A 13,979-nucleotide genomic window follows, 5' to 3' on the forward strand; every position below is an offset into this window, starting at 1 on the left:
TGACGCCGACGGTGCGCTTGCGCTCGTCCACCTCGTAGTGGACGTCCCGCTCGAGCAGCGGCGCGATCCGCGCGAACTCGGCGTACCAGCGCCCGCTCTCCCCCGCCGGACCGGAGATGATCAGCGGGGTGCGGGCCTCGTCGATGAGGATGGAGTCGGCCTCGTCGACGACGGCGAAGTTGTGGCCGCGCTGCACCGCGTCCGACGTCTGCCAGGCCATGTTGTCGCGCAGGTAGTCGAAGCCGAACTCGTTGTTCGTGCCGTACGTGATGTCCGCGGCGTACTGCAGGCGCCGCTCGGCGGGCGGCATCTGCGAGAGGATCACGCCCACCTCGAGGCCGAGGAAGCGGTGGATGCGGCCCATGTTGTCCGCGTCCCGCTTGGCCAGGTAGTCGTTCACCGTCACGAGATGGACGCCGTCCCCGGAGAGCGCATTGAGGTAGGCGGCGAACACCGAGGTGAGCGTCTTGCCCTCACCGGTCTTCATCTCGGCGATGTTGCCCAGGTGCAGCGCCGCGCCTCCCATGAGCTGCACGGTGAACGCGCGCTGGCCGATCGTGCGGACCGCGGCCTCGCGGGCGACCGCGAAGGCCTCGGGCAGCAGGTCGTCCAGGCTCTCGCCATCCGCGTAGCGCTTGCGGAACTCCTCGGTCTTCTCCCGCAGCTGCGCGTCGGTGAGAGCCTGGAACTCCGGCTCGAGATCGTCGATGTGGGCCGCGATCTTCGCGAGCCGCTTCACCAGTCTCGTCTCGCCGGCACGGAGCAGACGGTTCAGCAACGCCACGGGGCGACCTCGCTCGGATTCGCCGGCGGCCCGGTCGTTCTGGTGGCACCCGGGCACCGGGCACGGCATCTGTCGAGCCCCAGGGTAGCGAAGGGCCCCGGCGTCGCGTCGCGATGCCGGGGCCCGGTGGCTGGGAGCGGCGAATCTAGTGCGCCAGGCGGATGACGCCGTAGTCGTAGCCCTTCCGGCGGTACACGACGCTCGGCTGTCCGCTCTCGGCGTCGGCGAACAGGTAGAAGTCGTGTCCGACGAGCTCCATGCGCGCGAGCGCGTCGTCGACGGTCATCGGCTCGGCTGTGTGCGCCTTGCGCCGGACGACCCGCCCGGGAACGGGCATCGGCTCGGCCGGGTAGTCGTCATGGTCGTGGCCACGCGGCGCGGGAACGTCCGCGTCCGCCGTCGGCAGCTCGTCGAGGACCGCGGTCTGCGCGGTCGGCGTGGCGCCACGGACTGCCGCGACACGCGCGCGGCGTGAGGTGATGCGACGGCGGTCGTGCGAGCGGCGCAGGCGCGCCTCGAGCTTCGACACGGCGGCATCGAGAGCGGCGTAGAAATCCGCTGCACAGGCTTCGGCGCGGGCGACCGGACCGCACCCGCGGCCGGTGATCTCCACACGCTGGCAGCTCTTCAGCTGCCGGCGGTTCTTCTCGTGGAACAGCTCGACCTCGAGTCCGACGATCTTGTGGTCGTAGCGTTCCAGGCGCGCGACCTTCTCACTGACGTGAACTCGAAAATGGTCCGGCACCTCGACGTTCCGGCCGGTGACAACGATCTCCACTGGCGACCTCCCTCGCTGACTGCGTCGGTTGGGCGTACAGGTGGCGCGGGGCTCCGTCCCCGGGCCCGATCGATGGACGCCCCCCGTGCTGGGGGATGCCGTGCACCGTAACGTGCATCACCCTGGGAGAACAGAGGCTGGCGCCCGGTGATGCCACATCCGGTCCAGTTCCCTTCTCGACGTTTACTGAGCGTAACTTTCGACGTATTGTCTCGGACGCTTCGCGCCGATCACGTCCCGATCACGGTGGGTCAAGGGCGAATATCCCAGGTCACCGCGATCGCCGGCCCGCCGTCGCGTCGCAGAGCACGACGGCGGCCACGACCCGCACGCCACGCTCCGCGAGCGCCGCCGTGCAGGCGGCGAGGGTGGCCCCGGTCGTGACCACGTCGTCGACGAGCACGACGCGGGCGCGCGGAGATTGCGGAGGTGGCAGCCGCGCGGCGCGGACGCGTAGCCGTCCGTCGAGGTTCGCGCGGCGCTGCCGGGCGTCGAGGCCGACGGAGTCGCGGGTCCGGCGGGCCAGCCGCAGGGCGGGGACGACCCGCAGCGCCGGATCCCCCGCGGCGAGCAGGCGGCACAGGCGCAGGACGTGGTCGCCACCGCGGCCACGGGCGGCGGCCGGTCGCGACGGGGCGGGGACGAGTCGCACGGGGTCGTCGGCCGGGAACCGGGACGGCGCGGGCGGGGCAGCGGGTGGAGCGACCGGCCGGAGCAGGCCGTCGGCCCCGGATCGGGCCGACACGGACGGGCCAGCGGATGGAGCGGCCAGCCGGAGCAGGCCGTCGGCCCCGGATCGGGCCGACACGGACGGGCCAGCGGATGGAGCGGCCGGCCGGAGCAGGCCGTCGGCCGGCAGGGTCAGCGCGGCGCGCGCCGCCAGGAGCGGTCCGGCCAGCAGCGCGGCCAGGGGCACCGCGAGGTCGCGGCGGCCGCGCTCCTTGTAGGCGAGGAGCGCGGTCCGCAGCGGGCCGCGGTAGCGCCCGGCGGCGAACACCGCAACCGCGGGCAGCCCCGCCGGTCCCGCGCCGCCAGGCTCGGGCGTCCTCGACACCTCGCCGGCCCGCCGCGGACGTCCCACCGTCCCCGCGCAGGCCGTGCACCAGGACGTACCGGCCACGCCGCAGCCCCCGCAGGCCTCCGGCGCCAGCAGGTCCACCAGCGCCGCCCAGCCCGTGATCCACTTCTCCATGCGGCCAGAGTGCCGGACCACCGCACCCCTCCGCCGCGAGTTGCGCGATCCATCAGGCCGAGTTGCGCGTTCCGCCGGCCCGCCGTCCTGGCGGAACGCAGCAGACGGGCTGATGAGATGCGCAACTCGCGGTCAGCCGGGGTAGAGCGGCACCGCGTCGGGAACGCCGCCGAGCACCGCCCGCCACGCCACCTGGTCGCCGCCGGTGAAGCTCCAGACCCCGCCCGCGTCCGCGACGACCAGCGGCCGGCTCGGGCCCGCCGCGACGGCCCGCAGCGGCGGGGTGAGGTTGGTGCCCGGCACGCCGAGCATCGTGAGGCCGTCCACCGAGACCTGCACGACCGGACCGGCCGGCGCCGCGGTGATGACGACGAGGGAGTCCGCGGAGCGCCAGTCCGCACCGACGGCCTCGGCGAGGCTGCCGGACCGCAGGCGCCGCACATTGCGCAGCGTGACGTCGCCGTCGACGCCGCGGGCGACGGCGGCGGTGTAGATGCCACCGCCCGCGACCGCCAGGACCCGCATGCCGTCGCGCGAGAGCCGCAGTTCCGTGACGGGCCCTCGCCCGGTGAGCCCGCTCATGTCGACGGAGGTGATCCGCGCCGGCGTCCCGGGCGGCGCGTCGAGGGCGGGGAGCAGCACGCGCCGCAGGTCGGTCGAGTCGACGACCGTCCACACCTCGGTGCCGTCCGGGGTCCAGCTGGGCCGGCTGAGGACGCTGCCGGTCAGCGCCACCGGAACGACGTCGCCGTCGGAGCCGCCGCCGAGCAGCAGCCGTTGCCGGGCGCCCTCCCGGACGACGACGGCGAGGTGCTGGCCGTCGCCGGTGGTGGCGGCGGAGAGCACGTCGACGGCCCCGTTGCCGACCTGCCCCGGCAGCACCGCGCCGGGCTCACTTCCGGTGAGCTGGCGTACCCGCCCCCCGGCGACGACGAGACCGGGCACGTCCACCGCGGGGCGCTTCTCGCCGTCGTACGCGGCGATCGTGGTCGGAGTGAGGTCGCCACCGGGCAGCAGCGGCTCGCCGTCGAGGAGCAGCCGCACCCGGTCCACGTTCACCTCGGTCAGCGACAGGACGACCTGCGCGGCGAGCAGGCGCCGCCCGGTCTCGTCGAGTTGGCCGATGCCGGTGAGGTCGACGACGAGGGCGCCGTCGGGGCTCGCGGCGACGTTGGACCGCAGCCGGGCCTCCGGCCCGAACTGCGAGGCGACGGCCCCACGCAACGCCGACGACGGACCGGCGAGCAGCAGCTCCAGCAAGCGCGCCGACTGCGCGCGGGACGGCACGGCGGGCAGGTAGCGCAGGTCCGGCACGGCCTTGTGGTGCACCGGATCCACGAAGTAGACCTTCACGGCACGGTAGCTCTCGGTGAACACCGCGAGCGGGACGACGACGCCGTCGGGCAGCGCGCTGATCCGCCACTGGCCCGCCCGGCGCACGAGCTCGACATCGATCTCCACCGGTGTCTCGTCCGGCTCGAACGCGCCGGTCGGGGTCACGTGACCGATCGCCGTGCCGCGGATGCGGATGGTGGTCCGGCCGCTGCTGGGCATGGGCGCGCCGGGGGCCGGGACCGTGTCGAGCTGCCCGTCCAGCACCGTCAGGTCGCCGCCGTCGTCCCAGGTCGTGGCGATCTCCGGGGCCAGGAAGCGGCGGGCGGCGCCGTGGTTGTCGGAGCTGCTGCCGGAGGCGGTGACGAAGCCGCGGACGATCTCCGACGGATCCGCACCGTCCACGGGTCCGGGCGGGGCGGGTGGTGCCTCGCCCTCCGTGACCCGTTTGAGCACCTGAACGGGCGAGCTGTCTGGCACGCTGGCGCAGCCGGCGAGCGCGGCGAGCAGGCACAGCGCCACGGCGATGCGGCGCGCGATGGCGTGGCGGCGCGGGACGCCGGGCGCGGGACCGGGCGCGGCGGGACCGGGCGCGGCAGGGCGGGAACCGGCAGGGCGGGCACCGGCAGGGCGGGCACCGATAGGGCGGGCACCGGCGGGACGGTCCCCCGTGGACCGTCGATCCCCGCCCGCGCAACCGGCGTCCTCGCAGCGGCTGGACACGCCTCGCAGACGCCGCGGCGTCTGCGAGGCGTGTGCGTGGTCTGCGAGGTGGCCGGTCACGAGCGCCCCGGGAGGTCGGCCGGCTCGGCGCCCGCCTCCGCCTCCGCCTCAGTGCGCGCATGCTCACCGCTCGCATGCTCACCGCGCGCATGCTCACTTCGCCCATGCGGCCGGCCGGAGGTGGCGTCGGCACCCGCCCGCGCACCCTCCACCGGGTCGCCGTGCCCACCGCCCACCGGGCCCCGAACATCGCCCACCGGGTCGCCGTGCCCACCGCCCACCGGGCCCCGAACATCGCCCACCGGGCCCCGGACACCGCCCACCGGGTCGCCACCCCGCACGCCGTCCCCGGGAGCACCGTCCACCCGAGCACCGTCCACCCGAGCACCGTCCACCCGAACCCGCGCCCCGTCCTTCGGCTCACCGTCGACCCTGGCGCCTCCGCCCGGCTCGCCCTGCGCCACGTCCGGCGGGACGAGCGGCAGCGGGCTGCGGGTGAGGGGGTCGCCGACGCACCGCGGGAGGGTGAGCCGGAACGCCGAGCCGTCCCCGGTCCGACCCCAGGCCTGCAGCCAGCCGCCGTGCAGCCGGGCGTCCTCGATGCTGATCGACAGGCCGAGGCCGCTGCCGCCGCTGCGCCGCGCGCGGGACTCCTCGGCGCGCCAGAACCGGTTGAACACCAGCGCGGACTCGCCGGGCCGCAGGCCCACGCCGTGGTCGCGCACCAGCACGGCGACGGCCTGGTCGTCCGCGGCGAGGGTGATCTCGACGGGCCTGCCCTCGCCGTGGTCCACGGCGTTGGCGACGAGGTTGCGCACGATCCGCTCGACGCGGCGGCTGTCGACCTCGGCGTACACCCCCTCCGGGACGTCGAGCACGAGCGGGGTGCCGGTCTCGTCCGAGAGGCCGTGGACGGCCTCGACGGCGCGCATCACGACGGTGTGCATGTCGACCTGCTCGGCGCCCAGCTCGGCGACCCCGGCGTCGAGGCGGCTGATCTCCAGCAGGTCGCCGAGCAGCGCCTCGAACCGGTCCAGCTCGGCGACGAGCAGCTCGGAGCTGCGCCGCAGCGACGGCAGCAGCTCGTGGCGGGACGCGTGCAGGACGTCGGCGGCCATCCGCACGGTGGTGAGCGGCGTGCGCAGCTCGTGGCTCACGTCCGAGGTGAAGCGCCGCTGCAGGGCCCCGAACTCCTCGAGCTGGCGGATCTGGTGCTGGATGCTCGACGCCATCTCGTTGTACGACTCTGCCAGCCGCGCCACCTCGTCGTCACCGTGCACGGGCATGCGCTCGTCGAGGTGGCCGTCGGCGAAGCGCTCGGCGATCTCGGCCGCCTGCCGGACGGGGCGCACCACCTGCCGCGTGACGAGCGAGGCGATGCCGGCGAGCAGCAGGAGCAGCACGAGGCCGCCGACGATGAGCGTGCTCTGGACCAGGCCGAGCGTGCGGCGCTCGGAGTCCAGCGGGAAGAGCAGGTAGAACTCGAGGTCGCGACCCGCGGTGCGGACGGGCTGGCCGATGACGAGCGTCGGCTGGCCCGCGCTCGTGGTGTAGCGGCGGGCGAGCACGCCGTCCGCGACGGCTTCGCGCAGGTCCGCCGGCACGTCCTCCACCGGTCCCGCGGCGATCTCCGGCCCGACCGTCGGGTCGTCCGGGCTGCGCCTCGTGGCGAGCACGGCCCGGAACTCGCCCGCGGCGGGCGAGGAGGACTGCTCGACCGCGTTGCCGGTGGACAGGCGGTCCAGGGCGTTGTTGAGCTCGCCGCGGGCACCGTCGCGGTCCGGGTCGACCCCGGAGAGCTCGCGTTCGAGCAGCACCCGGCCCGCCTCGGCACGCGCGAGCGTCGACTCCTCCTTGCCCTGCAGCAGCCGGGTGGCGATCTGGGTCTGCAACACCAGGCCCAGCACGACGACGACCGCGGCGGACAGCGCCAGCGTCGAGATCACGACGCGGACCTGCATCGAGCGCCGCCACACGGCGGTCGCGGCGTCCCGGACCTCCAGGCCGAGCTCGTGCAGCTGCTCCACCTGCGCCCGGGCGCGCCGGAGCAGGCTCATGTCACGGGGGGCCGGCCTTGTAGCCGACCCCGCGGACGGTGAGCACGACCTCGGGGTGCTCCGGGTCGCGCTCGACCTTCGAGCGCAGCCGCTGCACGTGCACGTTCACCAGGCGGGTGTCGGCGGCGTGCCGGTAGCCCCACACCTGCTCCAGAAGGACCTCGCGCGTGAACACCTGCCGGGGCTTGCGGGCCAGCGCCACGAGCAGGTCGAACTCCAGCGGCGTGAGTGCCACCTGCCTGCCGTCCCGGACGACCTGGTGGGCCGGGACGTCGATCGTGACGTCGCCGATGGACAGCTGCTCGGCGGGCTCGGCCTCCGTGCGGCGGACGCGGGCGCGGATGCGCGCGACGAGCTCCTTGGGCTTGAAGGGCTTCACGACGTAGTCGTCCGCGCCCGACTCCAGGCCCAGGACGATGTCGACGGTGTCGCCCTTCGCGGTGAGCATGACGATCGGCACGCCGGACTCCGAGCGGATGGCACGGCAGACGTCGATGCCGTTCATCCCCGGGAGCATGAGGTCGAGCAGGACGACGTCCGGGCGCAGCTCGCGCACGGCGGGCAAGGCACGGGTGCCGTCCCCGACGACCGCGGTCTCGAAGCCCTCGCCCCGCAGCACGATCGTCAGCATCTCGGCCAGGGCCGGGTCGTCGTCGACCACCAGGACACGCGACTTCATGACCGCATGATTCCACTGCCGCGTCGGGGCCCGCGTCCGCCTTGACATATTCCCATATGGGAATACTGTTGACGCATGGCCCGGGCGGCGACCACCACGGACGCATTCAACGCGGTCGCCGAGCCCCGCCGCAGGCAGATCCTCGATCTGCTCGCCGGCGGGGAGCGCTCCGTGAGCGAGCTGGTGGAGCTGCTCGGGATCGCGCAGCCGCTGGTGTCCAAGCACCTGCGCGTGCTGCGCGAGGTCGGGCTGGTGACCGTGCGTGAAGCCGGGCGGCAGCGGCTGTACCGGCTCCACGGCCTGCCCCTGCGCGAGATCCACGACTGGGTGCGCGGCTACGCGCACCTGTGGGAGGAGCGCTTTACCCGCCTCGACACCGTTCTCGCCGAGCTCGTCGCCGAGGAATCCGACCCAGAGGAGAAGGACCCATGACCGCCACCACCCACTCCGCAGTCGTCACCCTGCCCACGCCGACGTCGATCCACGTCACGCGCGAGTTCGCTGCGCCCCGCCACCTCGTGTGGCGCGCCCTCACCGAGCCCGACCTGGTCAAGCGCTGGTGGTCCGGCGAGCGCGGGGAGGTCCTCGGCGCGGAGATCGACCTGCGCGTCGGCGGGCGCTGGCGCTACGTGATGGTCGTGCGCTGCGGCAGCGACTTCGACGGCACCGAGGTCGGCTTCCACGGCGAGTTCCGCGAGATCGAAGCGGACCGGCGGATCGTCATGACCGAGGTGTTCGAGGGCGCACCGGACGCGACGTCGCTCACCACCACCGTGCTCGACGAGCGGGACGGGAGCACGACGATGACCGTGCTGAGCGAGTACGAGTGCCGGGAGCACCGCGACGCCGTGATCGACTCCGGCATGGAGCTGGGGATGCAGGAGGCCTACGACAAGCTGGAGCGGACGGCGATCTCGCTGGCCTGATCGCGCGTCATCCGCGGACGCCGCCGATGCCCACGTAGAGCCCGAGCGCCACGAGCGCGATCGCGACCAGCGCCGAGACGTGGCGGGTCAGCCACGCGTCCACGACGGCGAGGGCCGGAGTGGCCCGCTCGCCGAGCACCCCGGCCGCGAGCACCGGAGCGGCCACGCCGAGGCTGCCGACCAGCGCGAACAGCAGGAGCCCCGCGACCTGGTCGCGCAGGAGCGTGGCCCCGGCGATCTCCGCCGCCGCGACGACCACGACCACGAGGTTCTTCGGGTTGGCCGCGGCGAGCAGGAATGCGAGCCCGAACGCCCGTCCGGCCCGCATGTCCGCAATTCCGGTGAACCAGGCGGGGACGTCGTCCTCGGCCTGCGCGCGGGCGAACCACCGCCGCACGCCGAGGACCACGAGCAGCAGCCCGAGACCGATCCGGGCAGAGGAGATCCACGGCCCGTCGCCCTCGGGGATGGCGACGACGTCCGCGAGGAGGACGAGCAGGCTGACCGCCACGCAGAGCCCGACGAACCAGCCGATCGGGAACGCCCGTGCCGTCGCGGGCGCGCTCTTCACCGTCAGCGTCACGGGGACGACCACGGCGGGCAACGCCGCCAGCACGAGAGCCAGCCCGACAGGCGCGACTGCGGTCACGGACGGTGATGCTCGCGGCCTCCATCGGTGCGCACAAGGGCCGGACGGCTCGACGTCGTGACCGGCTGCTGCGACGCCGGCACGACCACGATCACCGTCGCGAGCCGCAGGAGGGCGATCCCGGCCGCCGGGATGGAACGGAGTGGCCAGGGGTGGTCGACGCTGCGGCCCGGCCGGGCAGAGGCGCCGATGGCCGTCGAGGTCGGGTTCACCCCTGGTGCCGGCCCCCACCGCGGTCCGGGGGTGGTGGCCTACCCGCTGGCACCCTTCCCGCCCGCGCCCGGCGGCCACCCGCCGCCGGCTCCCGGGACCGACGGCTTCGCCGTCGCCTCGCTCGTCTTCGGGGTGCTCGGCGTCGTCCTGCTCGGCATCCCCTTCGGGATCGCGGCCCTGGTGCGCACGGGCCGGACCGGCAGGGCGGGGCGCGGGCTCGCCGTGGCGGGTCTGGCGCTCTCCGCGGTGTGGGCGATGCTGTGGGTGCTCGTGTTGGCATTCGTCCTCGCCGACGCGGCGCCGGAACGCGGCCCGGACGGCCGCCACCTCGCCCCCGGCACCGAGATCCACGGATCACTGCAGGTCGGCGACTGCCTCACCTCCCTCGGCTCCGACATCGCACCGCGGGTCGACGTGGCGCCGTGCGAGATGCCGCACGTGGGCGAGGTGTTCGCCGTCTTCGACGTGCCCGACGGGACCGGCCCCTACCCGGGTCGGGCCGAGCTGAGCCGGCGGGTGACCGACGCGTGCACCGCGCAGCTCGCCGGCTACGCACCGTCGGCCGCGCGCGAGGGCGACGTCGACGTGTTCGTGTACTTCCCCGACGTGCCCCACTGGAACGAGGCGGGCGGCAACTACGCCGAGTGCGCGGTGCGGCACGACCAGCCGGTCACCGGGTCGATCCGCGGAAGGTGACGCCGCAGGTCACGGCTCTGACCAGGCGAAACGACATCTCATCGAGGCCCGTCCGGCCTGTTACGATCCTCCGGTCGTGCCTGAGCCGACCGGACGCGTCCGGTCGCGCGATGATCGCGGCTGGCGTCCACTCCGGCTTCCGAGGGCTCGAGCACCGGGAAGAGGCATCCGTGATGGCCAACGCCTCCGACGACGAGGCCGACGGGCGCATCGGCCAGGCCGCGTGTCAGGCCCGCGTGCGACACCGGGCCGTCCCCGTGCCCTCCCGCACCAGCGCGGTACGCGAGCTCGTCCCCCCGGACGCGACGCCGGACACGATCGCGGAATGGGAGGCGATGGCCGACGGTCTCCTGACCGATCAGTCGTGCGCATTCCACCGCAACGTGGAGATCTCGTCGCGCTATGCCTGGATCTACGGCCTGCTGCCCTCGTGCTTCAAGTGGGCAGGCATGGCCGCGATCGCGTCGCATCACGTCCGCCTCGCCCTGTTTCCGCTCAAGCTCGACACCGATCGCGGCGGCTACGTGAACATTCCGCGCAGCCTGGCCCACCAGAGATTTCTGCTGCTGGAGGACGTCAACACGATCCGGGCGACGAACAACGCCATCTTCAACGACATCTTCTGGGTGCACCTGGCGTACCTCGCGAGCGAGGACGGCATCGGGTACCTGCGCACCCTCCTGAGCGGGGAACTCCACTACGGGCCCGTGCTCTCCGGTTTCGAGGCGATCGACCGAGGCCGGCGCGTGCTGGAGGACCGGACATCCTCCGCGGAGGCTCGACGGACGGCCGAGGACATCATCTGGACAGGCAACGTCCAGCTGCTCGAACACGAGCAGCGCGCCTTGGTCCAGCCTCATTTCGATCGCCTTTCGTGCGCGTTCGCCCGGCTCATCTCGATCGGGTCGGCCACGAGCTTCGAAGTGCGGAGAATGCCGCAGGAGGCGGCGTACTTCACGTCCTTCTATCTCTATTCACTGACGCACGGGATCCCTCATGCCCTGCGCGCACGAGCCTGGCCGAGGATCACCCGCTACGACGACCGGTGGTCGTGGATCCTGATGAGCGTCATTCCCCGCTTCCGGAGATTCGACGCCGACACCCGCCTGATCGAAGCCAGCCTGCGGCGCATCGACGACGAAGCCCGCGACTTCGCGTCGATGCCGTGCGTGCTCCCCAGAGCGCTGCAGGCCAGACGTTCCCGACGGATGCCGTGACGCAGCCGCACCGCTCCGGACCACCACCGCCAGACTAGCGACACCTCCTTGCTTAGTCTATCGACTTTCGATAGTTTACCATCGCAACTCGATGGGAGGACGGGCCATGGGAAAGCAGGTCGTGCGTGCGCTTCGCGCCGTGCTCGTGGTGGTGCTCGCCGGCACCGTGTTCGTACAGACGTTGATGGTGTGGGCGTTGGCCACCGACCCGGAGGACGGGACGCTCCCGCTGACTCCCCTGCGCGTGAGCACGATCCTGGGCATGGTGTCGGTCCAGGTCGCCCTGGTCTGCGTCTGGCGGCTGGTCACGATGGTGCGACGAGGAACTGTGTCTCCCACGCCGCCTTCCGGTACGTGGACGTCCTGATCGGCGCGATCGTGGCGGCCGCCCTCGTGTGGTTCGCGGTCACCGTCCTCAACGCACCGGGCCAGCGGGACGATCCGGGCGTCACCCTCATCATGGGCGGGGTCGGCGTGGGCATCCTGGGGGTCGCGCTCCTCGTGCTGGTGCTGCGGACGCTGCTCGCCCAGGCCGTCGCGCGCGACGTCGAAGCGGCGCAGATGCAAGCCGAGTTGGACGAGGTGATCTGACGCCGATCGCCCCACATCGCCATCGCCATCGACATCGACATCGCCATGACGCCGGCCGGGCGGACGACGGTGCGGTAGCGGCGGGCGGTGCGCACGAACCGGCGAACCGACCATCCGGTGCGCTCTTCGACCCGGTAACCACCGTTCCTACTACCGAGACGACGAAACGGCCCCCGGATGATCTCCGGAAGGCCGTCTCACCGTCCCCCGCCGTACCGACCGGTGGCACCGCGTCATGGTCACAGATCTGGTCACAGCCGAGGGACCCGGACCTGCCGGCACCCGCCAACCGGTAGAGCTAGGAGTCCGTCTCGACGACCTCGGCACCAGCAGCCGCGCGCTGAACGGACTCGCAGCCCTTCTTAGCGGCGGCCTTCGTCTCGTATGCCTCGCCGGTCGCGACAACCTGACCGTTGCTGGCCTTCAGCCGGAACCGGAACTTGCCGGCGCGGTCCTCGTAGACCTCGAACTTGCCTGCCACTACAGCCACCTCCCGAAGTTGATCAGTGTTCCGTTTCCAAAGTCGTCGACGCATCCCCGGCCGACCGATCCGCAGTGGCGCAGGACGGCCGGGCGCGCGTCCTCAGACGCCGGACTGGAACAGCGAGAAAGGCAGGTCTCCACGAACGTGTGGCACGTTACTAGGTCGACGTAGCCGCCCCTCATCGCCAGCGAGTGGGTCAGCCCTTCGCTTCGCGGACGTCCGTTCCCTGCTCGGCGAACGCCTTGAAGTCCTGCATGTGCTGTTGCGACTGCTTGCGGAAGGCACCGCGCATCACAGGCCCCACGAGTCGCATCGGCAAGCCGCTGAACCGGTATTCGTTCTCGCTCGCCCAGAGCGTGGTCTCCGGTCCGGCTTCAGTCAGCCGGTCGCGCACGGCGCTCCACATGCCCTCGGCGACGATCTCGCGGTCGAAGTGAACGACGCTGTCTCTCGGGATCCCGTGCGGGTCCGCCGGTTCCCGGCGCGTGATGGTCTCGGTGCACTCCATCTTCTGCTGCCCCATCTGCATCACGACGCGCGACTCGGTACCGACCTGCCCGTGCATCCCGCTCAGAGGCTCGTGCAGGACCAGGCCTCGCAGCCACTTCGGCAGGTGTTCGGAGTCGGCGAGCAGTTGGACCACCGTCTCCCGCGGCAGGGCGATCTCGATCGAGACGGTGTACTTCATGCGGAGTGCTCCAGGTTTCCTAGCGACAGGATGCGCACAAGCTAGCGCCCTCGCTCATATTAGTTCAGACTTATATATGTCCCGCTGCCACCAGCGCGCCTCGGCGGCTCACTCGATCGGGTTGAACCCAGGTGGTGGAGCGTCGGGCGACCTCGAACAGCGCTGTCACCTGGCCGGGTTGAGTCGGCGGGGTCATCGACGGCAACGGCGACCGGCAGTCGCGTGGCGCGCGGGGACCGGCTGGAGGCCGCACGCCCCGCGCGAGCACCTGCGGCTGCATCGGCCACGCGCACGAGGGCATCACGGTGCAGTTCTACGGACACCGCTCCACCGGTCACGACCGGGAGGCCGCCGAGTTGCTCGCCGGGCTGATCCGTCAGCGCCTCGACGACGGCCCCAGCACCACCGCCGGGTAGCCACCCCCGGTCATAGAGCTGGTCACACACAACGCGAAACGGCCCTTCGGATGATCTCCGAAGGGCTGTTTCAGCTGGTAGCGGAGGTAGGGTTCCTTCGACGTCCGCACCCGACCTCGGCGGCGGGCCCACCCCGTCCGGCCCGATCTCAGGGACCAAGAACCGTTCCGCAGGCTCCTTACTACCGTTCCTACTACTGCCGGACCGTCCGTCACCTCGCCACAGCGTGCAGCGGGTGGAGCAACCGTTCCCAGTGGCGTCATCCTCCTCGGAAACTGCGGGACGATGTCACTATCGGCATGATCATCAATTGTGCCTCCTGTCTTCTGGTCCAATAACCTCTGCCGCGCGCCGCCAGGACATACTCATCCCCAGCACACCGGCCACGACTTCCGTGCGAATCAAGAACAGTTTCCGCCACCTATGTCGTAACCATTCAGGTCAGCAGGTCAGCGGCGGTTTCCAGGGGTTTCCGGTGACGGCGTCGCGGAGTGCGTCGTAGACGTTGTCGCCGTGCTTGCGCACCGTGGAGATGTAGCCGCGGATGCGGAGCC

Annotated in this window: 14 protein-coding genes and 1 pseudogene; 6 read left to right on the forward strand and 9 right to left on the reverse strand. The window is 72.2% G+C overall.

What is annotated here, in order from left to right; all coding sequences use genetic code 11:
• From AB7J25_RS26710 to mtrA, 6 genes and pseudogenes are all read right to left on the reverse strand, one after another.
• Positions 1 to 784 (reverse strand): annotated as a pseudogene (locus AB7J25_RS26710) (preprotein translocase subunit SecA); the annotation flags it as partial.
• A gap of 145 nt (positions 785 to 929) precedes the next feature.
• Entirely contained in the window at positions 930 to 1,562 is a 633-nt protein-coding gene (gene hpf, locus AB7J25_RS26715) for a ribosome hibernation-promoting factor, HPF/YfiA family (RefSeq protein ID WP_428513407.1), read from the reverse strand.
• Positions 1,563 to 1,833: 271 nt separating this feature from the next.
• Complete coding sequence (locus AB7J25_RS26720) at positions 1,834 to 2,754, reverse strand: ComF family protein (RefSeq protein ID WP_428513409.1); 921 nt, start codon at positions 2,752 to 2,754, stop codon at positions 1,834 to 1,836.
• A 132-nt stretch (positions 2,755 to 2,886) separates the two neighbouring features.
• Positions 2,887 to 4,608, reverse strand: coding sequence for an LpqB family beta-propeller domain-containing protein (locus AB7J25_RS26725; RefSeq protein ID WP_428513411.1), 1,722 nt, complete (start codon positions 4,606 to 4,608; stop codon positions 2,887 to 2,889).
• A 257-nt stretch (positions 4,609 to 4,865) separates the two neighbouring features.
• Positions 4,866 to 6,866, reverse strand: coding sequence for an MtrAB system histidine kinase MtrB (gene mtrB / locus AB7J25_RS26730; RefSeq protein WP_428513413.1), 2,001 nt, complete (start codon positions 6,864 to 6,866; stop codon positions 4,866 to 4,868).
• Between the two features lies 1 nt (position 6,867).
• Positions 6,868 to 7,545, reverse strand: a complete 678-nt coding sequence (gene mtrA / locus AB7J25_RS26735; RefSeq protein ID WP_428513416.1) for an MtrAB system response regulator MtrA — start codon at positions 7,543 to 7,545, stop codon at positions 6,868 to 6,870.
• A 75-nt stretch (positions 7,546 to 7,620) separates the two neighbouring features.
• Here mtrA and AB7J25_RS26740 point away from each other — a divergent pair, with 75 nt between their 5' ends.
• Both AB7J25_RS26740 and AB7J25_RS26745 read left to right on the forward strand, forming a co-directional pair.
• On the forward strand, positions 7,621 to 7,977 hold the full coding sequence (locus AB7J25_RS26740; RefSeq protein ID WP_428513418.1) for an ArsR/SmtB family transcription factor: 357 nt from the start codon (positions 7,621 to 7,623) through the stop codon (positions 7,975 to 7,977).
• Positions 7,974 to 8,471: an SRPBCC family protein gene (locus AB7J25_RS26745; RefSeq protein WP_428513420.1), complete on the forward strand. Its 498-nt coding sequence runs from the start codon at positions 7,974 to 7,976 to the stop codon at positions 8,469 to 8,471. The genes AB7J25_RS26740 and AB7J25_RS26745 overlap by 4 nt, the downstream gene beginning before the upstream one ends.
• 7 nt (positions 8,472 to 8,478) lie before the next feature.
• Here the strand turns inward: AB7J25_RS26745 and AB7J25_RS26750 are convergent, their stop codons facing one another.
• Entirely contained in the window at positions 8,479 to 9,120 is a 642-nt protein-coding gene (locus AB7J25_RS26750) for a GAP family protein (RefSeq protein ID WP_428513422.1), read from the reverse strand.
• A gap of 27 nt (positions 9,121 to 9,147) precedes the next feature.
• Between AB7J25_RS26750 and AB7J25_RS26755 the strand changes: the two genes are divergently transcribed.
• The 4 genes from AB7J25_RS26755 to AB7J25_RS26770 all read left to right on the forward strand — a co-directional run bounded on the left by AB7J25_RS26755 (position 9,148) and on the right by AB7J25_RS26770 (position 11,837).
• The gene (locus tag AB7J25_RS26755; RefSeq protein WP_428513424.1) at positions 9,148 to 10,029 is read left to right on the forward strand and encodes a DUF4190 domain-containing protein; all 882 of its coding nucleotides are present in this window, start codon (positions 9,148 to 9,150) and stop codon (positions 10,027 to 10,029) included.
• 173 nt (positions 10,030 to 10,202) lie between these two features.
• A complete protein-coding gene (locus tag AB7J25_RS26760) occupies positions 10,203 to 11,246 on the forward strand; it encodes a DUF2515 family protein (RefSeq protein ID WP_428513434.1) in 1,044 nt (347 codons plus the stop codon).
• 106 nt (positions 11,247 to 11,352) lie between these two features.
• Complete coding sequence (locus tag AB7J25_RS26765) at positions 11,353 to 11,613, forward strand: hypothetical protein (protein WP_428513426.1); 261 nt, start codon at positions 11,353 to 11,355, stop codon at positions 11,611 to 11,613.
• Positions 11,601 to 11,837 carry a DUF2975 domain-containing protein gene (locus AB7J25_RS26770; RefSeq protein ID WP_428513428.1) on the forward strand — a complete coding sequence of 79 codons (237 nt, stop codon included), beginning with the start codon at positions 11,601 to 11,603 and terminating at the stop codon, positions 11,835 to 11,837. The genes AB7J25_RS26765 and AB7J25_RS26770 overlap by 13 nt, the downstream gene beginning before the upstream one ends.
• Positions 11,838 to 12,135: 298 nt before the next feature.
• On the opposite strand, the gene AB7J25_RS26775 is transcribed toward AB7J25_RS26770, so the two are convergent.
• Positions 12,136 to 12,318, reverse strand: coding sequence for a YegP family protein (locus AB7J25_RS26775; RefSeq protein WP_428513430.1), 183 nt, complete (start codon positions 12,316 to 12,318; stop codon positions 12,136 to 12,138).
• A 199-nt stretch (positions 12,319 to 12,517) separates the two neighbouring features.
• On the reverse strand, positions 12,518 to 13,009 hold the full coding sequence (locus tag AB7J25_RS26780; RefSeq protein WP_428513432.1) for an SRPBCC family protein: 492 nt from the start codon (positions 13,007 to 13,009) through the stop codon (positions 12,518 to 12,520).
• Between the last annotated feature and the right edge of the window lie 970 nt (positions 13,010 to 13,979).

It is taken from the genome of Pseudonocardia sp. (assembly GCF_050246655.1).
GTDB lineage: Bacteria > Actinomycetota > Actinomycetes > Mycobacteriales > Pseudonocardiaceae > Pseudonocardia.

Coding starts and splice junctions, on each gene's coding strand:
- AB7J25_RS26740 (WP_428513418.1), top strand. CDS start 7,621: ATGGCCCGGGCGGCGACCACCACGGACGCATTCAACGCGGTCGCCGAG.
- AB7J25_RS26760 (WP_428513434.1), top strand. CDS start 10,203: ATGGCCAACGCCTCCGACGACGAGGCCGACGGGCGCATCGGCCAGGCC.
- AB7J25_RS26745 (WP_428513420.1), top strand. CDS start 7,974: ATGACCGCCACCACCCACTCCGCAGTCGTCACCCTGCCCACGCCGACG.
- mtrA (WP_428513416.1), bottom strand. CDS start 7,545: ATGAAGTCGCGTGTCCTGGTGGTCGACGACGACCCGGCCCTGGCCGAG.
- AB7J25_RS26765 (WP_428513426.1), top strand. CDS start 11,353: ATGGGAAAGCAGGTCGTGCGTGCGCTTCGCGCCGTGCTCGTGGTGGTG.
- AB7J25_RS26720 (WP_428513409.1), bottom strand. CDS start 2,754: ATGGAGAAGTGGATCACGGGCTGGGCGGCGCTGGTGGACCTGCTGGCG.
- mtrB (WP_428513413.1), bottom strand. CDS start 6,866: ATGAGCCTGCTCCGGCGCGCCCGGGCGCAGGTGGAGCAGCTGCACGAG.
- AB7J25_RS26780 (WP_428513432.1), bottom strand. CDS start 13,009: ATGAAGTACACCGTCTCGATCGAGATCGCCCTGCCGCGGGAGACGGTG.